Below are 23,792 nucleotides of genomic sequence, written 5' to 3' on the forward strand. Positions count from 1 at the left end.
AAGGATGAGGACAGGCACCGATTCAGGTGACCGGTGCCGGGTTGAACAGGGTGATGTGGTTGTGCAAGCGGTGTTGTTCGGCCCAGGTGCGCTGGTGGCCGCTGGCGACATCGAGGTAGTAGCGGAACAGTTCCCAGCCCAGCGACTCGATGCTCGCCTGGCCACTGGCGATACGCCCGGCGTCGAGGTCGATCAGGTCCGGCCAGCGCTGCGCCAGTTCGCTGCGGGTCGAGACTTTCACCACCGGCGCCATGGCCAGGCCATAGGGCGTGCCGCGGCCGGTGGTGAACACGTGCAGGTTCATGCCGGCGGCCAGTTGCAGGGTGCCGCAGATGAAGTCGCTGGCCGGCGTGGCGCAGAACACCAGGCCCTTGCCCGTGACCCGCTCGCCGGGGCCGATGACGCCGCTGATGGCGCTGCTGCCGGATTTGACGATGGAGCCCAGGGACTTCTCGACGATATTCGACAGCCCGCCTTTCTTGTTGCCCGGCGTGGTGTTGGCGCTGCGGTCGGCGGCGCCGCGTTGCAGGTAGTGGTCGTACCAGTCCATCTCCCGCACCAGCGCTTCGGCCACCGCCGGAGTGCTTGCGCGAGAGGTGAGCATGTAGATGGCGTCGCGTACTTCGGTCACTTCCGAGAACATCACCGTGGCGCCGGCGCGGATCAGCAGGTCGCTGGCAAAGCCCAGCACCGGGTTGGCGGTGATGCCGGAAAAGGCATCGCTGCCACCGCACTGCATGCCGAGGATCAGCTCGCTGGCGGGGACGGTTTCGCGTCGGCGCCGGTCGAGTTTCGCCAGGCGGGCTTCGGCCAGGGCCATGATCTGTTCGATCATCTCGACGAAGCCCAGTTGTGCGTCCTGCAAGCGATATAGCCAGGGTTCGCGCAGGTCCACCGAGGCGTCGTTCTCGTGCATCACCTGATCGGCCTGGAGCTTTTCACAGCCGAGGCTGATGACCAGTGCTTCGCCGCCGAGGTTGGGGTTGCGCGCCAGATTGCGCACGGTGCGGATCGGGATATAGGCATCGCGGGCGTTGATCGCCACGCCGCAGCCATAGCTGTGGGTCAGGGCGACCACGTCGTCGACATTCGGATAGCGCGGCAGCAGCTCGGCGCGAATGCGCGCCACCGCGTGTTCCAGCACCCCGGCCACGCACTGCACGGTGGTGGTGATGCCGAGGATATTGCGCGTGCCCACGGTGCCGTCGGCGTTGCGGTAGCCCTCGAAGCTGTAGCCGTCGAGGGGCGGCAGCGGCGCGGGCGTGGCGTCGGCCATCGGCAGGCTGTCCAGCGGCGGTGCCTCGGGCATGGACAACTGGGTTTCCCGCACCCAACTGCCACGGTGCAGATCTTCCAGTGCGTAGCCGATGACCTGGCCGTAGCGCCTGACCGGTTCACCGCGGGCGATATCGGTGAGCGCGACCTTGTGGCTTTGCGGCACGTTCTCCACCAGGGTCAGGCCGTCGCTGAAACGGCTGCCGGTCGCGAGGCCCTGGTCGTTGACCACCACCACGACATTGTCGTCGGCGTGCAGGCGGACATAGCGCGGTGAGTCGGAATGTTCGATCAACTGCATGGGTTGGCCCTTGTCGTTATTGTCAGCCGGCGGGTTCGGGCCGCGGCGCGTCCTGACGTGACGCGCGGCAGCCCGCGGACAATGCCTGTGCCGCCAGCTCGCGCACGCAGGCGCGGCCGGGCGGCAAACCCTTACTGAGCGCCTTGCTTGTGCATCAGCGCGGCGAGCATTTCGTACTCTTCGCCGGTCAGGTCGGTCAGTGGCGTGCGCACCGGGCCTGCGTCGTAGCCGGCGATGCGCGCGCCGGCCTTGACGATGCTCACCGCGTAGCCGGACTTGCGGTTACGGATGTCCAGGTACGGCAGGAAGAAGTCGTCGATCAGCTTGCCGACGGCGGCGTGATCGTCACGGGCGACGGCGTGGTAGAAGTCCATCGCCGTCTTCGGCACAAAGTTGAACACCGCCGAGGAATACACCGGCACGCCCAGGGCTTTGTAGGCCGCGGCATAGACTTCAGCGGTCGGCAGGCCGCCGAGGTAGCTGAAACGATCGCCCAGGCGGCGACGGATCGACACCATCAGCTCGATATCGCCCAGGCCATCCTTGTAGCCGATCAGGTTCGGGCAGCGCTCGGCCAGGCGTTCCAGGTGGCTGGCGTTGAGGCGGCAGACGTTGCGGTTGTAGACCACCACGCCGATGTTCACCGACTTGCACACCGCTTCGACATGGTCGGCGACGCCGTCCTGGCTGGCTTCGGTCAGGTAGTGCGGCAGCAGCAGCAGGCCCTTGGCGCCGAGGCGCTCGGCTTCCTGTGCGTATTCGATGGCCTGGCGGGTCGAGCCGCCGACACCAGCGAGGATCGGCACCGAGCCAGCGCAGGTGTCTACCGCAGTCTTGATCACTTCGCTGTATTCGCTGGCGGCGAGGGAGAAGAACTCACCGGTGCCGCCGGCGGCGAACAGCGCGCTGGCGCCGTACGGGGCCAGCCATTCCAGACGCTTGATATAGCCGGCGCGGTGGAAGTCGCCCTGGGCGTCGAAGTCGGTAACCGGGAAAGACAGCAGTCCGTGGGACAGGATGGATTTCAGTTCTTGTGGAGTCATTGTTTGAAAACCTTGGGTCGGGTGAGTGGTTGTGTGGCTGAACAGTTGTCTTACGTTATCGTACAACTTGTCCGATGACTAGGGCGGAATGAGGAATTTTTGTCGGGGAGTGACGGGGAAGGGAGGGGGTTTTAGCGGTGAAAGCTAGGCAGGATAAGGCTTTAGGCGATTTTAAACGGGGTGATGTTGTCGTATGACAAATGACGTTTCGAGAGGGTGGCCTGCTTGGCAGGCCTTCGCGACGGCTCTGGACAATGTAGGAGCGAGCTTGCTCGCGAGAACGCGCCGCGACTACTTCATGGTGATACATCCACCAGCGGAATCTGCCCGCCTTCCGGCGCCGCCTTTTTCTCCCGCCGCCCGCTCATCCAGTCACCGACCTGCGCACCGAACCCGGCAGGGGCCTTGCGTCCGACCTTGCGCGCGAGGTCGAGTACGGTCTGCTGGGCCAGCGCTTCTTCCATGCGTTTCTGCGCGGTGATCATCGCCGCATGAACTGCGCAGGGCCCCTCGGTCGCCCACTCAGGCGGGTCGCCGTCGAACAGCGCGCAGCGGCCACGGATCTCGCGGCAATCGAAGATCAGCTTGCGCCCGTCGATCGCATTGACGATGTCCAGCAGGGTGATTTCGTCGGCGGGGCGGGCCAGGCGGAAACCACCGCGCACGCCTTCGGTGGCCGCCACCAGCTTGCCCTTGGCCAGCTTGGTGAAAATCTTCGCCAGGTAGTCCAGCGGCACGCCTTGCAGTTCGGCGAGATCACGCACGCTGGCCTCGCGGCTCTCGCCGCCGTCACCGACTAGGAATATCAGGCAGTGAATGCCGTATTCGACACCCGCGCTGTAAAGCGACATCACGTTATCTCCGACGGAACTGGTCGCAAATGTTACCAGCCTCTGTGGCTGCCGAGCAAAGCCGGCGGTCACCTTCCGTCTGCCCGAAAATTTTTCAGAGCGCCTATAGCCGCTGATTATGTGGCTTAAAGACGGTTTCCATGGCGCAACCTGGCGGCTGGCGACGAGCGGCGACTTGTTTTTATTAACTACGACCAATAAAGTCGTAGTTGTGAATTCGAACCCTTCTACAAGCGGAGCAGAACAATGCAACAGCACATCCTGATTCTCGGTGCCGGCTTTGGTGGACTGTGGAGCGCCCTGAGCGCCACGCGCCTGCTGGACATCCATGGCTGCACGAACGTTGCCGTGAGTGTCCTCGCACCCCAGGCCGAACTGCGTATCCGCCCGCGTTTCTATGAAGCGGATGTCGCCCGCACCGTGGCGCCGCTGGGCGCGTTGTTCGACGCGGTGGGTGTGCGTTTCATTCAGGGCGCCGCGCAGCGCATCGATGTGGCCGGCAAGCGCGTCGAGTACCGGGATGCCCACGGCAATACGGCGGTCAGTCACTACGACAAGCTGGTATTGGCCACCGGTAGCGTCCTGGCCCGACCGGACCTGGCGGGTGTGGCCGAGCATGCGTTCGATGTCGATCAACTCGAAGAAGCGCTGCGCCTGGAAACGCACCTGAAGTCACTGGCGCAACGCCCGGCTTCGGCGGCGCGCAATACCGTGGTGGTCGCCGGTGGCGGCTTCACCGGTATCGAGACCGCGGCCGAAATGCCGGCCCGCCTGCGTGCGGTGCTGGGCGAGGACGCCGAGGTGAACGTGATCATCGTTGACCGTGGCGAGGCCATTGGCGCTTCGATGGGCAACGAAATCGCCGGCTCGATCGCCGAGGCCAGTGCCGAGTTGGGTGTGCAGTGGCGCTTGAAGTCGTCGGTGGAGGCTGTGGATGCCGAGGGCGTGACCTTGTCGGACGGCCAGCGCATCGAGGCCAGCACCGTGATCTGGACCACCGGCGTCCGGGCCAGTGACCTGACCGCGCAGATTCCCGGCGAGCGTGATCGCCAAGGCCGGCTGCATGTGGATGGCACCTTGAAGGTGGTGGGACAGGCCGATATCTATGCCGCCGGCGATACCGCTTATGCGGCCAGCGATGACCTAGGCAACCATGCGCTGATGACCTGCCAGCACGCCATTCCACTGGGTCGCCATGCCGGCAACAACGTCGCGGCTGACCTGCTGGGTGTAGCGCCGGTCACCTACAGCCAGCCCAAGTACGTCACCTGCCTGGACCTCGGCGCCTGGGGCGCGGTGTTCACCGAAGGCTGGGAGCGCGAAGTGAAACTGGTGAAGGAGGAGGGCAAGCAGCTCAAGACCCAGATCAACACCGTGTGGATCTATCCGCCGGTGGCGGAGCGGGCGGTGGCATTGGCGGCGGCGGATCCGTTGATTCCGATTGCTTGAGAGGGGCCATCGCTGGCAAGCGGCGTTCCGCTCGCCAGCGATGGAACTGTCACCTATTCAACGGATCCTCCCGATCCTCCTTCTCCTTGCGCGCCTGCGCCGGATCCGCCGCGTCCTGCGGTCGTTCGCTCAGTGACGCGCTCAGGTTCTGCGCCGCCATCGCCGCCTGCATCTGCGGTTCTGCCTGGCCCATGGACTTCAGCTCGGCCTCATCCTTGATGCGCTGGGCGATCGCCAGGTCGATCTTCTCTTTCTTCTCCGGCGGCAGCGCCTCGTAGTCTTCCTCGGTCAGGCCCAGCTCGTTGAGCATCTTCAGGCGGATCTTCTCTGCCGGCGACAGGGCCATGTAATCGCGAAACTCCTGGGCGGCGCTGCTGCTCGTGGTGCTGGCGCCGGACGCCGTCACGCCCGTGGATTCATCAGACTCGCTGGACCCCGAGTTCTGCAGGACTACCTTGAGTTTGGCGAAGGCCTCGTCCTGGGCATCCTGAGCGTCCTGGTACGTCGAGTTCGAAGCGCTGCCGGAGGCGGTCGCGCTGCTGACCGTGGAAACCGCCGACGCGGTGGCCGTTTCCGACTGGTAAGCTTGCGCGTCGGCGCCGGGGACGGCAGCGAGGGTGCGGTGCTGGCTCACCGCGATGTTCTGCCAGCCATGGCCATTGATGATGCTCACGGGATCATTCTCCTTGGAGTGGGACACTGGATCAGGCGCGATATCGCAATTGCTGTGCCAGCCCGGCGGATCCCCGCAACACGGGGCTTTCAGCCGCCCGGCCCGGTGGTACGGCGGAAGACGTTTGCCGCTTGCGGCAAGTCTTGTACCGCCGGGCGGCATTAAAGTTTGCGCACCCGGTGCCGATCCAAAGAGCACTACATCCGGGCCACGACCCGGACCCCCATGGGGTTGAAGTTCCCTGCCGGACAGGCAGAGTGACGTCGCCTTGCGTCCACTTCAATTCATGGTCCGTCCTGAGTGGCGGGCATTGGTCTTTATGAGGAAGAGGCGTATGAATCTTTACATCAACCAGTTGCAGAAGAAGCCGGCATTCCGCGAGCGCGTCTACGCGGGCGACATCTTCCTCGATACCAACCTGCGCAGCGCCCACGAACTGTGTGCGCTGGCCCGGCACAGCATCACTGAAGCCTTCGACGGCGAGCTCGATCACCTGTCGTTGCACAAGAAGATGTCGGTGGAAACCTTCGTCGAGCACGTCACCCGGCTCAAGCGCAAATTCACCAATGGCCCGCAGGCCAAGGCGCTGATCCGCGACTACATCCTTGAAATCGGTGCCGACCCGAGCGACTACATCTTCGACGTGCCACGGGTGCGCGTGGTGCCGAACTACGACTACCTGCACGCCGGCGTCAGCTACGCCTACAAGGCGCACCGCGACACCTGGTACGGTAGCGTCGATTGCCAACTGAATACCTGGATGCCGATCTACTCGATCGAGCCCGAGCAGACCATGATGATCAACCCGGCCTATTTCACCAAGCCGGTGCAAAACTCCTCGCACACCTGGAGCCTGACCGACTGGATCAACAACCAGCGCCTGAAGGCCAAGGACAACATCACCGAGGAAGCCCGGGTGCACCCGGTGCCGCTGGAAGAAATCGACAACAGCGCGGAAATCCGCGTCGCCGCCAACAGCGGCGAGATGCTGATGTTCTCCGGCTCGCACCTGCACGGCACCGTGGCCAACCACACCGACAGGATCCGCTTCAGCGTGGACTTCCGCCTGATCCACCTGCAAGACCTGATTCAGAAGCGCGGCGCGCCGAACGTCGACAACGGCTGTTTCGACGTCGAGGCCGGCTTCAAAGACCTTTTCCATGCCAGCGACTTTTCGCAATTCCAGGGAGTTAACCCATGACCAAGCGTCGCCTGACTGCTGCCGAGGTCGAGTACAACGAAAAGCGCGCCAGCGTGCTGAGCCGCGTCGATGCCCAATACGTGGCTGACGCCCCCTTCGTGTTCGCCAACCGCATCGCGGTGACCGCGGCCCTGTCACGCATCGAGCTGTTCAAGATGGTCCAGGACATTCCTGGCGCCATCGTCGAGTGCGGCGTCTACAAGGGCAATTCGTTGATGCTGTACATGCAGTTGTCGATGATTCTGGAGCCCTACGCGATCAACCGTTCGATCATCGGCTTCGACACCTTCCAGGGCTTTGCCAGCATCGACCAGAAGGAAGACCCGGCGGATATCAACGAGAGCATGTTCTCCGATACCGACGAGACCCTGATCCAGGACATGATCGACGCCAACGACCTGGTTCGCCCGGTCAACCGCATCCCGCGTTGCGAGATCGTCAAGGGCGACATCCTTGAAACCGTGCCGGCCTTCGTCAAGACCCGCCCGGACCTGGTGGTGGCGATGCTGATCCTCGACACTGACCTGTATTCGTCGACCAAGGTCGCGCTGGAAACCTTCCTGCCGTACATGCCGAAAGGCGCCATCGTGGTGCTGGACGAAGTTGCCTACCGCAACTTCCCTGGGGAAACCGCCGCACTGCGCGATGTGCTGGACCTGAACAAGGTCGAGCTGAAGCGCCTGCCGTTCGATTCCTCGGTGGGTTACTTCCGCGTCTGATCTATTCCAGATCAAATAAGTCGGGGCCGCTGCGCGGCCCTTCGCGGGTAAACCCGCTCCTACAGAGACCTGTGGAAGCGAGCTTGCTCGCGAAGGGCCGCACAGCGGCCCCGGCTTTTTCAAGCAAACGCCGATCAGATATGCAACGCGTGCCCCAACGCCCGCAACGCCGCTTCCTGCACCGCCTCACCCAGCGTCGGATGCGCATGAATGGTCCCCGCCACATCTTCCAGTCGCGCGCCCATCTCCAGCGACTGGGCGAACGCCGTGGACAGCTCCGACACGCCAACCCCCACCGCCTGCCAACCGACGATCAAGTGATTGTCGCGGCGCGCCACCACGCGCACGAAGCCGCTCTTCGACTCCAGGGTCATGGCCCGGCCATTGGCGGCGAACGGGAATTGCGCCACCAGACAGTCGAGCCCTTCGTCCTTCGCCGCGTCCGGGGTCTTGCCGGCCACCACCAGCTCCGGATCGGTGAAGCACACCGCGGCAATCGCGGTCGGGGTGAAGGCGCGTTGCTTGCCGGCGATCAGCTCGGCAACCATCTCGCCCTGGGCCATGGCGCGGTGCGCCAGCATCGGCTCGCCGGTCAGGTCGCCGATGGCCCAGACGTTGCGCATGCTGGTCTGGCAGCGGCTGTCGATGGCGATGGCGGCACCGTTCATCTTCAGCGCCAGGGCTTCGAGGTTGAAACCCTGGCTGCGTGGACGACGGCCCACCGCGACCAGCACCTGATCGGTTTCCAGCGCCAGTTCGGCGCCGTCCGGCGTGCGCACCCGCAGGCGTTTCTCGGCGGCGTCGAAGCCTTCGACGCTGTGCCCCAAGTACAGCTTCACGCCGAGCTTTTTCAGCGACTCGGCCACCGGCTGGGTCAGTTCGGCGTCATAGGTCGGCAGGACGCGCTCGCGCGCCTCCACCACGCTGACCTCGACCCCGAGCTTGCGGTAGACGATACCCAGCTCCAGGCCGATATAACCGCCGCCCACCACCGCCAGGCGCTTGGGCAACTGGCTCGGCGACAGGGCTTCGGTGGACGAAATCACCGCGCCGCCCAGCGGCAACATCGGCAGCTCGACGCTGCTGGAGCCGGTCGCCAGCAGCAGGTGTTCGCACTGGATGCGCAGGTCCTGGCCGTCGATCTCGACCTGCTTGCCATCGATGATCTTGGCCCAGCCGTGGATCACCTTCACGTCGTTCTTTTTCAGCAGCGCGGCGACGCCGCTGGTCAGCCGGTCGACGATGCCGTTTTTCCAGGCGACGCTCTGGCCGATGTCCAGCGTCGGCGGCTGGACCTTGATGCCCAGGCTCGAGCGCTCGCTGTGCTGTTGGGTCTGGTGAAACTGCTCAGCCACATGGATCAGCGCCTTGGACGGGATGCAGCCGATGTTCAGGCAGGTGCCGCCCAGCGCCTGGCCTTCCACCAGTACCGTGGGAATGCCCAGTTGCCCGGCGCGAATCGCCGCGATGTAGCCGCCGGGGCCGCCGCCAATGATCAGCAGCGTGGTATTGAGGGTCTGCATGGTCACTCCACAAACAGGCTGGCGGGTTGTTCGAGCAGGCCGCGGATGGCCTGGATGAAGAGCGCGGCGTCCATGCCGTCGACCACCCGGTGATCGAACGAGCTGGAGAGGTTCATCATCTTGCGGATCACGATCTGGCCGTTGACCACCATTGGTCGCTCGACGATGCGGTTGACGCCGACGATCGCCACTTCCGGGGTGTTGACCACCGGCGTGCTGACAATCCCGCCCAAGGCGCCGAGGCTGGTCAGGGTGATGGTCGAGCCGCTCAGTTCTTCACGGCTGGCCTTGTTGTTGCGGGCCGCGTTGGCCAGGCGGACGATCTCGCTGGCGTTGTCCCACAGGCTGCCGGCTTCGGCATGGCGCACCACCGGCACCATCAGGCCGTTGTCGCCCTGGGTGGCGATGCCCACATGCACCGCGCCGTGACGGGTGATGACCTGGCCTTCATCGTCGTAGGTCGCGTTGATCTGCGGGAACTCGCGCAGGGCCACCACCATGGCCCGGACCAGGAACGGCAGCAGGGTCAGCTTGCCGCGGCTGTCGCCCCATTTCTTGTTCAGGTGCACGCGCAGCTCTTCGAGCGCGGTGACGTCGATTTCCTCGACATAGCTGAAATGCGCGACGCGACGCTTGGCGTCCTGCATGCGCTGGGCAATCTTGCGGCGCAGGCCGATCACCGGAATCTGCTCGCTGTCCTCGCGCTTGGCGTAGCCGCCCGGTGCCGCCTGGCCGCGGGTCGGCTGGGTGAGGAAGGCGTCGAGGTCTTCGTGGAGGATGCGCCCGGCCGGGCCGCTGCCGTGCACATAACGCAATTCGATGCCGGCGTCCCAGGCGCGCTTGCGCACGGCCGGGGAAGCCAGCGGACGTTCATTGGCCGCACGCGGCACGATCGCCGCTTCGGGCGCGCTGCTGCGGGCCGGGCTGGCGGCTGCGACAGGCGCGGCGGTCACGGCTGCCGGCGTCTCAACCGGCGCGACGGGTTTCGCCTCGGGGGCCGCGACTGCCGCCGGTTTGCCGGCGCTTTCCTGATGATTGCCGGCGCCTTCCACTTCAATGCGGATCAGCTCGCTGCCCACCGCCATGACTTCGCCGGGCTGGCCGCCGAGGGCCAGGACCTTGCCGGTGACCGGCGAAGGGATTTCGACCGTGGCCTTGTCAGTCATGACATCGGCGACGATCTGGTCTTCGGTGACGGTATCGCCGACCTTGACGAACCATTCCACCAACTCAACCTGTGCGATGCCTTCGCCAATGTCCGGCATCTTGATGACGTGCGTGCCCATTCAGACCTCCATGACCCGTTTCAATGCCGCGCCAACCCGCGAAGGACCGGGGAAGTACGCCCACTCCTGTGCATGCGGGTAGGGGGTGTCCCAGCCGGTGACGCGCTCGATCGGCGCCTCCAGGTGGTGGAAGCAATGTTCCTGCACCAGCGCCACCAGTTCGGCGCCAAAGCCGCAGGTGCGGGTGGCTTCATGGACGACCACGCAGCGGCCGGTCTTCTTCACCGACTCGACGATGGTCTCCAGGTCCAGCGGCCACAGGCTGCGCAGGTCGATGACTTCGGCATCGACACCGGTTTCCTCGGCGGCAACCTGGGACACATAGACGGTGGTGCCATAGGTCAGCACGGTGACGTCGTTGCCGGGGCGGGTGATCGCCGCCTTGTCCAGCGGCACGCTGTAGTAGCCGTCCGGTACGGCGCTGGCGGGGTGTTTCGACCACGGCGTTACCGGGCGGTCGTGGTGGCCGTCGAACGGGCCGTTATACAGGCGCTTGGGTTCGAGGAAGATCACCGGGTCGTCGTTCTCGATCGAGGCGATCAACAGCCCCTTGGCGTCGTAGGGGTTGGATGGCATCACCGTGCGCAGGCCGCAGACCTGGGTGAACATCGCTTCCGGGCTCTGGCTGTGGGTCTGGCCGCCATAGATGCCGCCGCCGCAAGGCATGCGCAGGGTCAGCGGAGACACGAACTCGCCGGCCGAGCGATAACGCAGGCGGGCCATCTCCGAGACGATCTGGTCGGAGGCGGGGTAGAAATAGTCGGCGAACTGGATTTCCACCACCGGACGCAGGCCATAGGCGCCCATGCCCACGGCGGTGCCGACGATGCCGCTTTCCGAGATCGGCGCATCGAATACCCGCGACTTGCCGTACTTGGTCTGCAGGCCTTCGGTGCAGCGGAATACCCCGCCGAAGTAGCCGACGTCCTGGCCGTAGATGACCACGTTGTCGTCGCGCTCGAGCATGATGTCCATCGCCGAGCGCAGGGCCTGGATCATGGTCATGGTGGTAGTCGCCATGGCGGTTTCCAACTGGATTGAAGTGTTGTGATCGTTCATCTCAGATCCCCAGTTCCTGGCGCTGCCGGCGCAGGTGCTCCGGCATTTCCTTGTAGACGTCCTCGAACATCGAGGCGGGGCTCGGCATCTGCCCACCGGCGAGGGTGCCGTACTGCTCGGCTTCCTTCTGCGCTTTGATGATCTCGGCTTCCAGTTCGGCGGTGACCGCCTGGTGTTCCTCTTCGGACCACTGGCCGGCGGCAATCAGGTGCTGCTTGAGACGGGCGATCGGGTCGCCCAGCGGGAAGTGGCTCCAGTCGTCGGCCGGACGGTACTTGGACGGATCGTCCGAGGTGGAGTGCGGGCCGGCGCGATAGGTGACCCACTCGATCAAGGTTGGGCCATGGCCACGGCGGGCGCGTTCGGCGGCCCAGCGCGAGGCGGCGTAGACCGCGATGAAGTCGTTGCCGTCGACCCGCAGCGAAGCGATGCCGCAACCGACGCCGCGACCGGCGAAGGTGGTCGCCTCACCGCCAGCGATGGCCTGGAAGGTGGAGATCGCCCACTGGTTGTTGACCACGTTGAGGATCACCGGTGCCCGGTAGACGTGGGCGAAGGTGAGGGCGGTGTGGAAGTCGGATTCGGCGGTGGCGCCGTCGCCGATCCAGGCCGAGGCGATCTTGGTATCGCCCTTGATGGCCGAGGCCATTGCCCAGCCGACGGCCTGGACGAACTGGGTGGCGAGGTTGCCGCTGATGGTGAAGAAGCCGGCTTCGCGCACCGAATACATGATCGGCAACTGGCGACCCTTGAGCGGGTCGCGCTCGTTGGACAGCAACTGGCAGATCATTTCCACCAGCGACACGTCGCGGGCCATCAGGATGCTTTGCTGGCGGTAGGTCGGGAAGCACATGTCAGTGCGGTTCAGCGCTGCCGCCTGGGCACTGCCGATGGCTTCCTCGCCGAGGCTCTGCATATAGAAGGACATCTTTTTCTGACGCTGGGCAACCACCATGCGGCTGTCGAACAGCCGGGTTTTCATCATGGTGCGCATGCCGCGGCGCAGCACCTGCGGGTCGATGTCTTCGGCCCACGGGCCGAGGGCATTGCCTTTGTCATCGAGCACGCGGATCAGGCTGTAGGCCAGGTCGGCGGTGTCGGCAGGTTCGACGTCGATAGCGGGTTTACGGACCAGGCCGGCATCGGCCAGGCGCAGGTAGGAAAAGTCGGTCTGGCAGCCTGGCCGGCCTGTAGGCTCGGGCACATGCAGACGCAGGGGGGCGTACTCGTTCATGCTTTTTTACGCTCGCTCTGTCTTGTGTTTTTGTTGAGCTTTGAAGCGGTCGCTACTGATTCCGGCTTGTGACCAGAGAGTCAGTCTTGGCTACATGATATTCCGCCCCCGGAAGAATATTTTTCTGATGTTGGTTGCCTTTGCCACGGCGCGCGGATAAATATTCTGCAAAACAACAATCAGCAGGGTAATTATTCTCATGCGGAAACTGGATCGGACCGACATCGGCATTCTCAACAGCCTTCAGGAAAATGCCCGCATCACCAACGCCGAGCTGGCGCGCTCGGTGAACCTCTCGCCCACGCCGTGTTTCAACCGGGTCAAGGCGCTGGAGGAGTCGGGGGTGATTCGCCAGCAAGTGACCCTCCTGGCCCCGGAAGTGCTGGGGCTGGATGTGAACGTGTTTATCCATGTCAGCCTGGAAAAACAGGTGGAGCAGTCGCTGCACCGCTTCGAGGAAGAAATCGCCGAGCGCCCGGAAGTGATGGAGTGCTACCTGATGACCGGCGACCCGGACTACCTGTTGCGGGTATTGCTGCCGAGCATTCAGGCGCTGGAGCGGTTTCTCGATTACCTGACCCGGCTGCCGGGCGTGGCCAATATCCGTTCAAGCTTTGCCCTCAAGCAGGTGCGCTACAAGACGGCGCTGCCGTTGCCGGCGAATGGGTTGACGTTGCGCGAGGCTCGCTAGGTTTCTGACGGGAGCCAGCAGCGATCAGTCTCTGGGGAGTGTAGAAAATCACGATCAATTGGCCACTTATATGCTTGATATTTTTAACAGTGGCTGAGTATGTTGTGGGGGTCGCCGTTTCCGGCATGCGAAAACAACAAGGATAGAGTCATGACGACCAATGACCAGCGCTCCCTGGCCGAGCGTTTGACGGGCATTGATGAAATCGAATGCGTCACGCCAGACCTCAATGGCGTACCGCGCGGCAAGGTGATGACCGCCGAGGGTTTCCTCGAAGGCCGACGCCTGCAACTAGCCCGCGGCGTGTTGTTGCAATGCATCATGGGCGGCTACCCGCCGGCCCGCTTCTACGGCAGTGATGACGGTGACCTGGCGCTGGTCGCCGATCCGACGCAGATCCATCTGTTGCCCTGGAGCGATCAACCCCGCGCCCTGGCCATCTGCGACGCCAGCGAACTGACTGGCGAAGGTTCCGGCCTGTCGACCCGCTGCCAGCTCAAGGCGGTGATCGCCCGCTACGCCGCCCTCGGCCTGGCGCCGGTGGTGGCCACCGAACTGGAGTTTTTCGTCTTCGCGCCCAACGCCGACCCCACTCAGCCATTCCAGCCACCTGTTGGCCTGGACCGACGCCGCGAGGACGGTCACTCGGCCTTCAGCGTCAGTTCCAACAACGGCCTGCGGCCGTTCTTCCAGGAGGTCTACCGCTGCATGGCGGCGCTCGGGCTGCCGCGCGATACCTTCATGCACGAAATGGGCGTGAGCCAGTTCGAGATCAACCTGCTGCACGGTGATCCGTTGTTGCTGGCTGACCAGACCTTCCTGTTCAAGCACCTGCTCAAGGAAGTCGCGCTCAAGCACGGGCTGACGGTGGTGTGCATGGCCAAGCCGCTGGCGAAAACCCCGGGCAGCTCGATGCACATCCACCAGAGCGTGGTGCACATCGACAGCGGCAAAAATGCCTTCAGCGATGCCGACGGCAAGCCGACCGATGCGTTCTACCACTTCATCGGCGGCCAGCAGGCCTGTCTGGCGGACTTCACCGCGCTGTTCGCGCCCAACGTCAACTCCTACCAGCGCCTGTGCCACCCGTATGCGTCGCCGAACAACGCCTGCTGGTCCGAGGACAACCGTGCTGCAGGTCTGCGGATTCCGGCCAGTTCGCCGGTGGCGCGGCGGGTCGAGAATCGCCTGCCTGGTGCCGATGCCAACCCGTACCTGGCGATCGCCGCCAGCCTCGCCGCCGGCCTGCACGGTATCGAGCAGCGTCTGCAACCGGCGCCGGCGATCCAGGGCGAGTTCGAGGTGCCGGACAACCTGTCGCTGCCGTGCACCCTGCATGCGGCGCTCGACCGGCTCAAGCGCAGCGATCTGGCGCGCGAGCTGTTCGGCAAGGAATTCATCGAGGGCTACCACGCCACCAAGACCCTGGAGCTGACCAGCTTCTTCGATGAAATCACCCCGTGGGAGCGTCGTGTGCTGGCCGCCCAGGCCTGACCGAACGCAGGCTGCGCTAGAGCCACCCACTAGAAGAGGCCGATCCCGGTAACGTGATCGGCCTCTTGTTTTTTTCTCCGAGCCCGAGCCTGTGGCGGGAATAATCACTTATGCTTTCACGCAGTTTTTCCATCTGCTCAAGAGGCCGTTCGGGACGCTGATGCGCACTATCTGGAAGTCTTTTCGCGCGTTGTACTTCGCCGCTTTGATGATGTTGATCGGTTCCGGTCTGTTGAGTACGTACCTGGCCCTGCGCCTGAGTGCCGACCATGTGGACAGTCTTTGGGTCGGTGCGCTGATGGCGGCCAACTATTTCGGCCTGGCCCTTGGCGGCAAGATCGGCCACCGGCTGATCGCCCGGGTCGGCCATATCCGCGCCTACGCCACCTGTGCGGGGATCGTCGGCGCGGCGGTGCTCGGTCATGGCCTGGTCAGCTGGCTGCCGGCCTGGCTGTTTTTACGGGTCATCGTCGGCCTCGGCATGATGTGCCAGTACATGGTCATCGAGAGCTGGCTGAACGAGCAGGCCGACGCCAAGCAGCGCGGCGCGGTGTTCAGCGGCTATATGATCGCCTCCTATCTCGGCCTGGTGCTGGGCCAGTTGATCCTGGTGGCGCACCCGCAACTGGGCCTCGAACTGCTGATGCTGGTCGCCATGTGCTTCGCCCTGTGCCTGGTGCCGGTGGCGTTGACTCGGCGCATCCACCCGGCGCCATTGCGGCCGGCGGCCATGGAGCCGCGGTTCTTCATCAAGCGCGTACCGCAGTCTTTGAGCACGGTGCTGGGTTCGGGGCTGATCGTCGGGTCCTTTTATGGTCTGGCGCCGTTGTACGCCTCGCGGCAGGGCCTGAGCACCGAGCAGGTGGGTCTGTTCATGGGCTGCTGCATCTTCGCCGGCCTGCTGGTGCAGTGGCCGTTGGGCTGGCTGTCCGACCGCTATGATCGGGCGGTGCTGATCCGCAGTGTCGCGGTGGGCCTGGCGGTGGCTTCGTTGCCGCTTGCCGTGTTGCCCGAGGTGCCGATGGTGGTGCTGTTCGTCGCCGGGTTCGTGGTGTCGCTGTTGCAGTTTTGCCTGTACCCGCTGGCCGTGGCGTTCTCCAACGACCATGTGGAGAGCGAGCGGCGCGTGTCGCTGACCGCCATGCTGCTGGTCACCTATGGCGTCGGGGCGAGCATCGGGCCGCTGGCTGCGGGTGTGTTGATGAAGACCTTCGGCGAGCAGATGCTCTATGCCTTCTTCACCTTCTTTGCGCTGGTGCTGGTCTGGCGGATTCGGCCCAAGGCGGTTACCGGGCTGCATCAGGTCGATGATGCGCCGCTGTCCCACGTGGCCATGCCAGCCGCCAGCTCACCGCTTGCCGCGGCCTTGGACCCGCGCGTGACCGAGCAGGTGGTGCAGGATCAGATGCAGACGCCCGTCGCGGCCGAGGATACCGAGGAAGAAGAGGGAGAGGCCGGCAAGGAAGGGCAAGAACAGAAGCCGGTGTGATCCAGGAAGGCTGGGACCGCATCGCGGTCCCAAGGGGTACTCAGTAGTCGTCTTTGTCGAAACGGCGAGCTTCGCGCTGCAGTTGATAGACGAAACTTTCGATCTTGCGTTGCATCTGGCCGGTGACGTTGTGGAAGCGGATACCGGCGAAGGTGGCGCCCAGGCGCTCTTCGAAATGTAGGTGGCGCAGTTCGACCGACATGTTGCTCAGGCCCAGCGGGCTACCCGCAGCGAATTTCTCGTAGACCTGACCCAATTGCAGACGCTCTTCGATGTTGCCTTCGAAGCGCAGCTTGCAGCCGGTGGCGGAAACGTCCAGCAGCTTGCCGCGAATGGCGCCAGCGCCTTTGAGCTTCTCGCCGTCGAGAACAACGTCCACCAGTTGCGACAGCTTCAACGCGGCGCGGAAGGCGTTGCGGCGCTGGTGATAGGTCACTTCGGCAGGCAGGGAGCCGCGGTAGAAACGGGCATTATCGGCAGTCACGACCGTCAGTGGCTCGTTGCATTCCCAGGCGATCCGTACGCCGTCATGGAAACCTTCGACCCGGAAGGGTTCGCCGTTTTCCAGGAAACGCTCGCCGTCGCGAGGAATCATTTCGTCCAGGGACAGGACGTTGTTGTCGCGGTCGACGTCGACCACGTAACTCTGGAAACGCTGACTGCGCTCATGGAAGGTAATGATCAGCGGATCATGGCTCTCTTGCAGCATCCGCAAGTTGGCGGCAATTTCCAAAGGCGTGGTGAAGACCTTCGGAGGCTGCGGAGCTTCTACGTCATTGAACACGGTTGATGAATCTCCAGGCAAAAACGACACACGCAGCCAGCATTCTGCCAGCATGTGTTGTGCCTTGATAGAGGGTCACGCCTGGCTGAGCGCACGAGGCTTGGCAAGTGGCGAGGTAGAGCCCCGGCTGTCGTAGAGCGAAGGGGCTTCACCGCCCATGAGGATTCTGATCTGGTTGGCCGTGGTGGCCTGCTGCAAAACGATGGATTGACCGTTACGTTCGTTGATGGTCTTGCATTCGTTGAGCAGATTGCCCAGCACATCGAGTTGCTGCAGCAATTGCGCACCCAGGTGCGATTGGCTGGCCAGTTTCTCGACGCCGGTGCGGTCTGGGGGCAGGCCCAGACTGGTGAGCAGTTCACTGCGCCGACGTCCCTGCTGATCAAGTAGCACTACCAGCGATTGCTTGTAGGCCAGGATATTTTCCAGCACCGGCATGTCCCGGCCGTGCAGGGCGACGTATTCGTCCTGCAGGAGCTGGAGCAGTTGTTGTGCCGGGCCGATATCGTCTTCGATCAGTTGCAGCAGGGTAGTGTCGTGCATGGCTGGCTCTTGGAGTCGTAGCGTCCTTGAAGTCAGCGCGCCAGAGGGCTAGCGCTGAGCTTCGAAATTAAGCAGTTTGCTGGCGACACGGTTGGCGTCGACCTGGTAGCTACCGTCGGCGATCGCCTGTTTCAACGCGGCCACACGGTCGCTGTTGACGATAGGCTGGTCGCGCAGCTTGTCGCTGACCTGTTGCAACTGCTGTGCCTCGTGGCTGAGGTGTACCGTTTCCCCGCTCTGGGCGGTGCTGGCAACTGCTTCGGACTGGCCTGCGCGGTTGCTGGCGGCGCTTTCCTGGCTATTGCCGGTGCGCAGGCCGCCCGTCACTGACGGGGAATTATTCAAACGACTGAAGTCGATGACCATGATCAGAAAACCTCTGGGAATTTGGACGCTTGCCCTTTTTTCGGCCGACCCGAAAAAAACTTTAGGCGCGAATGAATGATCCTTCGCGGCAGGTCCATCAGCCCGTACTGGGACACAGTTTAGGAAATGCAGTCCCTGATCGCCAGCTTTCATCAGCCGTGCGTGCGATGCGGCACAAGGTCACATGGCAACCTCCACCTGGCCGGGACCGGTTACCCTGGCCTTCACCACGCGCTTGGAGTTGAGGTTGCGCACGCGAATTTGCTCGCTTATGCCGCCTTTGGTCAAGGCTTCGCCGGGCATGCGCACGCTCAACGTGCCGCTGCGGGCGGTGATCACGACATGGTCACCCTTGCGGATCACCTCGGCCTGTTCCAGGTGAACCGGGGTGATGACCTGGTCGATGACCATTGGTCGGATAACTTTCTGTCCCAGTGCCTGGTCGAGGCTGGCGAGGAAACCCTGGCCAAGCAGGCCGACGTCGCGCTCACGCAGGGCGATGTCCTCTTCGCTGACCACGGCTTCGCGCTTGAGCGGGCGGGTGACCACCACCACGTCGCGGTACAGCTTGACCTGGGCGGGAACGAACACCGTCCATGGCGAGCTGCCATCACAGCGCACCCGCACGGTTACCCGGCCCAGCGGCTGCGCCGGACTTTCCAGGTTGGCGCCCAGTTGTTCACTGCACAACGGCATGCGCAGGCGCGGGTCGAGGTTGTTGACCTGGATCTCGTAGCGGCCCTCGGTCTGGCTCTTTTCCAAATAGTCTTCAACAGTGAATTCAAGAAACCCCTGGGTGACACCGATAAGCTGTTCAGGCAAGGTGAAGGCGTCAGCCAGAGTTCGAGCGCCGGGAGTCAACAAGCACAGCGCAGCAAGGAAGCCGGGCAGATGGCGGTGCAGGCGTCGGAAAAATGTCGTTTTCGTTTTCATACAGTTAAAAAAGCAAGGCGCGTGCCGATCCGGTGCGCTGCCCCGAGCTTCGGTTGAGGAGTCTGGCATGGCTGGTGTTATGGATTCGGTGAACCAGCGCACGCAACTGGTTGGTCAGAATCGTCTTGAACTGCTGCTGTTTCGCCTTAATGGCAATCAGTTGTACGGGATCAACGTCTTCAAGGTCCGGGAAGTGCTGCAATGCCCGAGCCTGACGCTTCTGCCCAAATCCAGCCGGGTTGTGCGCGGTGTTGCGAATATTCGTGGGGCGACCATCCCGATCCTGGATCTGGCGATGGCGACCGGCTTGCCCGGTCTGAATGAAGATTCGAGCAAGAGTTTCGTCATCATTACCGAGTACAACACCAAGACCCAAGGGTTCCTGGTGCATTCGGTCGAACGCATCGTCAACATGAACTGGGAAGAGATCCATCCGCCACCCAAGGGAACCGGCCGCGATCACTACCTCACGGCGGTGACCCGGGTCGACAACAAGATGGTCGAGATCATCGACGTCGAGAAGATCCTTGCCGAAGTGGCGCCAAGTTCCGAATCGGTGTCTTCCGGGGTGGTCGATGCCGATGTACAGAGCAAGGCGGTGTCGCTGCGGGTGCTCACCGTCGACGACTCGTCGGTGGCGCGCAAGCAGGTGAGTCGCTGCCTGCAGACCGTCGGCGTCGAGGTGGTCGCGCTCAATGACGGGCGTCAGGCGCTGGACTACCTGCGCAAGATGGTCGACGAGGGCAAGCGTCCGGAAGAAGAATTCCTGATGATGATTTCCGACATCGAGATGCCGGAGATGGACGGTTACACGCTGACCGCGGAAATCCGCAACGACCCGCGCATGCAAAAACTGCACATCATCCTGCATACTTCGCTGTCTGGTGTTTTCAACCAGGCGATGGTCAAGAAGGTCGGTGCAGACGACTTCCTCGCCAAGTTCAGGCCCGACGACCTGGCTCAGCGCGTGGTTGACCGGATCAAGGCCACACACTAATAACGGCCAGGGGTCGCGGCCCCTGGTGTTGCACATGATTTAAGAGGCGGCACCATTGTCTACGGGTAATTTGGATTTCGAGCAGTTCCGGGTCTTCCTGGAAAAAGCCTGTGGCATCCTGCTGGGCGAAAATAAGCAGTACCTGGTTTCCAGCCGTCTCAACAAGCTGATGGAACAGCAGGGCATCAAGACGCTGACCGAACTGGTCCAGCGTATTCAGAACCAGCCGCGCAGCGGTTTGCGCGAGCAGGTGGTTGATGCCATGACCACCAACGAAACGCTCTGGTTTCGCGATACCTATCCCTTTGAAGTGCTGAAGAACAAGGTGTTGCCGGAGTTGGTCCGCAACAATCCGGGCCAGCGCCTGCGCATCTGGTCGGCGGCCTGCTCGTCCGGTCAGGAGCCGTATTCGATTTCCATGACCCTCGACGAGTTCGAGCGCGGCAACCTCGGCCAAATGAAAGCGGGCGCGCAGATTGTGGCGACCGATCTTTCCGGTGCGATGCTGGCCAACTGCAAGACCGGCGAGTACGACAGCCTGGCGATCGCGCGCGGCCTGTCTCAGGAACGCCTGCAACGCTATTTCGATCCCAAGGGCGCAGGCCGCTTTGCGATCAAGGCGCCGATCCGCAGCCGCGTGGAGTTCCGCTCCTTCAACCTGCTCGACAGCTACGCTGCGCTGGGCAAGTTCGACGTGGTGTTCTGCCGCAACGTGCTGATCTACTTCTCGGCCCAGGTCAAGAAAGACATCCTGACCCGCATCCACGCAACGCTGAAGCCGGGTGGCTACCTGTTCCTCGGCGCCTCCGAGGCGCTGAACGGCCTGCCGGACCATTACCAGATGGTCCAGTGCAGCCCGGGGATCATCTACCAGGCCAAGTAAGCGGGATTGGCGGTTGCTGTTCTGAGCCACACCAAATGAAAAGCCCCCGGTCTCGCGACCGGGGGCTTTTTCATTTCAACTGACCGCAACCGGCATCAGAAGTCGTAACGAACCTTGGCACTGAACACGTCAGCATCGAAGCCCGACTTGCCGACGTAGTCGTAGTTCACGCCCAGGGTCACTGCACCCAGCTTGTAGTCGGTACCGATACCGGCTTCGTAGCTGTTGCGTACGGCCTTGGCGCCGGTGGTCACGAACGGCGTGTTGCCCAGCAGGAAGGTCGAGGTGCTGCTGGACTGGTCGGCGGCGAAGTCGTGGTAGGCCATCAGCTTGACCTGCGGCTCCAGCGTGCCGGCGCCCAGTGCATAGCTGCCGGCAACCCGGACGCCCGCACCCAGTTCGATGGCTTCGTAGCGCTGGTCTTCGACTTTCAGCGCGGCCGAAGAACCCTTCTCGCGGTAGCCGTCGATGTTGACCTGGCTGTAACGCGCCGCCAGGCGTGGTTCGACCAGCAGTTGCGGGTTGATCTTCCAGGTGTAACCGCCGACCAGGTTCAGGCCCAGCAGGTCGCTGTCATAGCTGGCCTTGGCCTGGGTGCCGGCGATGCTGCGCTTGCTGTCGTTGTCGTTGACGCCGTAGGTCAGGCTGGCATCGACGAAGTAGTTGCCCAGCTCGTAGCCGCCGTACAGGGTGAAGGCGTGGCTGTCGACTTCAGTCTTGTTGCCGCTTTTGCCGTTCACGTCGGTGTTGATGAAGCTGTAGGCCAGACCGAGGGTCACCTGGTCGTTCAGCTTGCCGTCGGCACCTACGGCGATACCGCGGCTGTAGGCGTTGTAGCCGGCCACGCCGTCACGCAGGTCTTGCGAGGCGTCGCTGTACAGGCTCTGGACCCAGACACCGGCTTCCTTGAAGCCTTCGCCGGACGACGCGCCGCGCAGGCTGCTGGTGCGGCTGCCGGTGACGTTGCTGACCAGGCTCTGGCTGGTGGTTGCAGCCTGAGTGGCGCCGCCGTTCACTTCTGGCGACAGTTGCTCGGCCAGTTGGGTCAGTTGCGCTTCGTCGGTGTTGAGCAGGGCCTGCAGCAGCGGGTCGTTCGGGTTCTGCTCGCGGATGCGGTTGATCACGCCATCGTTGACCAGGCTGCCAATGGCTTTCTGGCTGTTGGCCGAGCCGCCGTTGCCGACGATGATCTGCTCGACTTCCTCTTTGCCCTTGCCGGTGACAGTGGCCACCAGGGTGTTGTTCTCGACGCTGTAGCTGTCGATTTTCAGCAGGGCCGAGGAGCTGACGAGGTTGAACTTGGCGTTCGGGTCGATCTTGTCGTTTTCGTCCAGCAAGTCGATCCGGCCGGCTTCGATCAACTTGTAGGTGCTGCCATTGGCGGAGAAGTCTTCGCCTTGGGCGGCCAGCAGGACCTTCACATTCTTGTCGAACTCGGCGATGCCGGTGACGCTCAACACCGCGACATCCGGGTTGGTGGCGCTGCTCAGGTTCAGGCCCAGTGTAGAGTTGGTGGCCATGTACAGGTTGCCGTAGAGGCTGGTGTGCGTGCCGAGCAGGTTCAGTTGCGATGGCGCGTTGCCTGGCACATCGCCCACTTCGAACCAGCTGTTGGTGTCTTTCATGCGGATGTTGTAGCCATCTGCTTCGGCGCTGGTGCCGGTGAAGTCGACGTTGCCGGTCACACCTACGTTGGACAGGTCGATCAGGTTGCCGACGACCTGGCTGCCGTTCTGCAGCTCCAGAGTAACGCGGCCGCGGCTTTCGCTGGCGTCGACGGCTTCATCTTCGGAGATCAGTTTGCCGCTGTTGATGATCCGCAGCGGAGCGTATTGACCGAGTTGACCGGTGGGGTCGTTTTCCAGGTCAACGTCAAACCCGCCGATAACGATAGCGGCGTCGGTAGCCTGGATCGTGCCGGTGTTGATCAGATGATTTTCTTCGCTGGTGAAGCTGGCGCCATCGATGCGGATGCCTTCAGCGTCGTCGCCGCTGGCGATGATGGTGCCGTGGTTCTCGATGCCGGCCAGGTCGGTCATGTCGACCTGCGGCCAGCGCTCGTTCGAGGTGACGTCGATGGCGGTGGCACCAGCACCGGTGACCTGGATCAGGCCGCGGTTGATGACCTTGCCAACAATTTCGCCGCCTTCCAGGTTGATGCCCTTGGCGTCACGGCCTTCGGCGATGATGCGGCCGGTGGCGGCGTTCACCAGGTCACCCTTGATGGTGGTCGAGCCACTCATGTCGATGGCGCGTGCCACGTCGGTGCCGCCATCGTCGGTCAGGGGTTCACCCTTGGCCAGCAGCAGGCCTTCGTTGATCACGCTGCCGCCGATGATGGCCGGGTCGATCATCAGGGCGTTGGCGCCGCCGCCGATCGCGCTGATGCTGCCTTTGTTGATGACGCTGCCGTCGATGCGGTTGTTGATCCAGGTATTGCCGTCTTCGTAGACATCCATGTCCACGCCGCCGGCGAAGTCGCCGGTGCTATTGATAGTGGCGTTGAGGATCAGGTCTTTCTGCAGGTGGCTGCCATTGAATTCGATGGCGTCCTCGTCGCTACCGCCGGTGTAGGTGCCGGTGATTTCGAGGTTTTCGCTGTAAGTCTGGCGTTCGCTGAGGAAGCCGGCATTGGTCAACTGCACGGTCTGTGCCCAGGCGGGCAGGGTGGTGGCGGTTACCGCCAGGGCGAGCAGGGTCTTGCGGAAAATCGGGGAGGCCACAGTTCATTCCTTAAACGTCTTGGGAGTCACGGTGCGTCCTTGCGTGGTACAGGCCTGGCTGGTAATGGCGGCGCTAGAGCCACGCAACGAGCGCGGCAGATGGTAACGAACCTGCCATTCAAATGACATCCTTTTGACGCCAGCGTTCCGTGCATTCGGTTGCCACAGAAGGGCCATCTCAGAGGTGTCTATCGGCAAGCGGCAACTCGCGGCATTGCCGCTTTGCTGGCGGCAGGCGGAAATCCATTGCCGCTTTTCTGGCATTGCCGCGTGCG

Annotated in this window: 21 protein-coding genes; 8 read left to right on the forward strand and 13 right to left on the reverse strand. The window is 63.2% G+C overall.

All coding sequences use genetic code 11. The features are described from left to right. Positions 1-22: 22 nt before the first annotated feature. From garD to CKW37_RS17175, 3 genes are all read right to left on the reverse strand, one after another. Entirely contained in the window at positions 23-1,576 is a 1,554-nt protein-coding gene (garD, locus tag CKW37_RS17165; RefSeq protein WP_095156903.1) for a galactarate dehydratase, read from the reverse strand. A 131-nt stretch (positions 1,577-1,707) separates the two neighbouring features. Beyond that, a complete protein-coding gene (gene kdgD / locus CKW37_RS17170; protein WP_095156904.1) occupies positions 1,708-2,619 on the reverse strand; it encodes a 5-dehydro-4-deoxyglucarate dehydratase in 912 nt (303 codons plus the stop codon). A 296-nt stretch (positions 2,620-2,915) separates the two neighbouring features. Next, positions 2,916-3,470, reverse strand: coding sequence for an Rrf2 family transcriptional regulator (locus CKW37_RS17175; protein ID WP_095156905.1), 555 nt, complete (start codon positions 3,468-3,470; stop codon positions 2,916-2,918). Between the two features lie 246 nt (positions 3,471-3,716). Between CKW37_RS17175 and CKW37_RS17180 the strand changes: the two genes are divergently transcribed. Beyond that, entirely contained in the window at positions 3,717-4,919 is a 1,203-nt protein-coding gene (locus CKW37_RS17180) for an NAD(P)/FAD-dependent oxidoreductase (RefSeq protein ID WP_095156906.1), read from the forward strand. Positions 4,920-4,968: 49 nt separating this feature from the next. On the opposite strand, the gene CKW37_RS17185 is transcribed toward CKW37_RS17180, so the two are convergent. After that, on the reverse strand, positions 4,969-5,592 hold the full coding sequence (locus CKW37_RS17185; RefSeq protein WP_095156907.1) for a hypothetical protein: 624 nt from the start codon (positions 5,590-5,592) through the stop codon (positions 4,969-4,971). A 334-nt stretch (positions 5,593-5,926) separates the two neighbouring features. On the opposite strand from CKW37_RS17185, the gene CKW37_RS17190 reads away from it, so the two are divergent. Beyond that, complete coding sequence (locus CKW37_RS17190; protein WP_095156908.1) at positions 5,927-6,793, forward strand: hypothetical protein; 867 nt, start codon at positions 5,927-5,929, stop codon at positions 6,791-6,793. After that, positions 6,790-7,512, forward strand: a complete 723-nt coding sequence (locus CKW37_RS17195) for a TylF/MycF/NovP-related O-methyltransferase (RefSeq protein WP_095156909.1) — start codon at positions 6,790-6,792, stop codon at positions 7,510-7,512. The genes CKW37_RS17190 and CKW37_RS17195 overlap by 4 nt, the downstream gene beginning before the upstream one ends. A gap of 134 nt (positions 7,513-7,646) precedes the next feature. On the opposite strand, the gene lpdA is transcribed toward CKW37_RS17195, so the two are convergent. The 4 genes from lpdA to CKW37_RS17215 are packed head-to-tail and all read right to left on the reverse strand — an operon-like array spanning position 7,647 to position 12,614. Continuing rightward, the gene (lpdA, locus tag CKW37_RS17200) at positions 7,647-9,035 is read right to left on the reverse strand and encodes a dihydrolipoyl dehydrogenase (RefSeq protein ID WP_095156910.1); all 1,389 of its coding nucleotides are present in this window, start codon (positions 9,033-9,035) and stop codon (positions 7,647-7,649) included. Positions 9,036-9,037: 2 nt separating this feature from the next. Beyond that, positions 9,038-10,321: a dihydrolipoamide acetyltransferase family protein gene (locus tag CKW37_RS17205; protein WP_095156911.1), complete on the reverse strand. Its 1,284-nt coding sequence runs from the start codon at positions 10,319-10,321 to the stop codon at positions 9,038-9,040. Next, the gene (locus tag CKW37_RS17210) at positions 10,322-11,380 is read right to left on the reverse strand and encodes an alpha-ketoacid dehydrogenase subunit beta (RefSeq protein ID WP_095156912.1); all 1,059 of its coding nucleotides are present in this window, start codon (positions 11,378-11,380) and stop codon (positions 10,322-10,324) included. A gap of 1 nt (position 11,381) precedes the next feature. Next, positions 11,382-12,614 carry a 3-methyl-2-oxobutanoate dehydrogenase (2-methylpropanoyl-transferring) subunit alpha gene (locus tag CKW37_RS17215; RefSeq protein WP_095156913.1) on the reverse strand — a complete coding sequence of 411 codons (1,233 nt, stop codon included), beginning with the start codon at positions 12,612-12,614 and terminating at the stop codon, positions 11,382-11,384. 199 nt (positions 12,615-12,813) lie between these two features. Here CKW37_RS17215 and bkdR point away from each other — a divergent pair, with 199 nt between their 5' ends. From bkdR to CKW37_RS17230, 3 genes are all read left to right on the forward strand, one after another. Beyond that, the gene (gene bkdR, locus CKW37_RS17220) at positions 12,814-13,305 is read left to right on the forward strand and encodes a Bkd operon transcriptional regulator BkdR (RefSeq protein ID WP_095156914.1); all 492 of its coding nucleotides are present in this window, start codon (positions 12,814-12,816) and stop codon (positions 13,303-13,305) included. 252 nt (positions 13,306-13,557) lie between these two features. Continuing rightward, complete coding sequence (locus CKW37_RS17225; protein WP_177454444.1) at positions 13,558-14,799, forward strand: glutamine synthetase family protein; 1,242 nt, start codon at positions 13,558-13,560, stop codon at positions 14,797-14,799. Positions 14,800-14,959: 160 nt separating this feature from the next. Next, positions 14,960-16,288, forward strand: coding sequence for an MFS transporter (locus CKW37_RS17230; protein WP_095156916.1), 1,329 nt, complete (start codon positions 14,960-14,962; stop codon positions 16,286-16,288). A gap of 40 nt (positions 16,289-16,328) precedes the next feature. Here CKW37_RS17230 and CKW37_RS17235 read toward each other — a convergent pair whose 3' ends face one another. From CKW37_RS17235 to flgA, 4 genes are all read right to left on the reverse strand, one after another. Further along, a complete protein-coding gene (locus CKW37_RS17235; protein ID WP_095156917.1) occupies positions 16,329-17,072 on the reverse strand; it encodes a flagellar brake protein in 744 nt (247 codons plus the stop codon). 75 nt (positions 17,073-17,147) lie between these two features. Then, positions 17,148-17,615, reverse strand: a complete 468-nt coding sequence (locus CKW37_RS17240; RefSeq protein ID WP_095156918.1) for a flagella synthesis protein FlgN — start codon at positions 17,613-17,615, stop codon at positions 17,148-17,150. A gap of 48 nt (positions 17,616-17,663) precedes the next feature. Then, complete coding sequence (flgM, locus tag CKW37_RS17245; protein ID WP_095156919.1) at positions 17,664-17,981, reverse strand: flagellar biosynthesis anti-sigma factor FlgM; 318 nt, start codon at positions 17,979-17,981, stop codon at positions 17,664-17,666. A 180-nt stretch (positions 17,982-18,161) separates the two neighbouring features. Further along, entirely contained in the window at positions 18,162-18,914 is a 753-nt protein-coding gene (gene flgA, locus CKW37_RS17250) for a flagellar basal body P-ring formation chaperone FlgA (protein WP_095156920.1), read from the reverse strand. Between the two features lie 67 nt (positions 18,915-18,981). Between flgA and CKW37_RS17255 the strand changes: the two genes are divergently transcribed. Together CKW37_RS17255 and cheR are read left to right on the forward strand one after the other, a co-directional pair. Then, positions 18,982-19,911 (forward strand): chemotaxis protein CheV, encoded by a 930-nt coding sequence (locus CKW37_RS17255; protein WP_095156921.1) that lies wholly within the window; start codon positions 18,982-18,984, stop codon positions 19,909-19,911. A gap of 55 nt (positions 19,912-19,966) precedes the next feature. After that, positions 19,967-20,794, forward strand: a complete 828-nt coding sequence (gene cheR / locus CKW37_RS17260) for a protein-glutamate O-methyltransferase CheR (RefSeq protein ID WP_095156922.1) — start codon at positions 19,967-19,969, stop codon at positions 20,792-20,794. A gap of 95 nt (positions 20,795-20,889) precedes the next feature. On the opposite strand, the gene CKW37_RS17265 is transcribed toward cheR, so the two are convergent. Further along, a complete protein-coding gene (locus tag CKW37_RS17265) occupies positions 20,890-23,517 on the reverse strand; it encodes an autotransporter outer membrane beta-barrel domain-containing protein (RefSeq protein ID WP_256587793.1) in 2,628 nt (875 codons plus the stop codon). Positions 23,518-23,792: the final 275 nt, after the last annotated feature.

The organism is Pseudomonas sp. Irchel 3E13, from assembly GCF_900187455.1.
In the GTDB taxonomy this organism is placed as follows: Bacteria; Pseudomonadota; Gammaproteobacteria; order Pseudomonadales; family Pseudomonadaceae; genus Aquipseudomonas.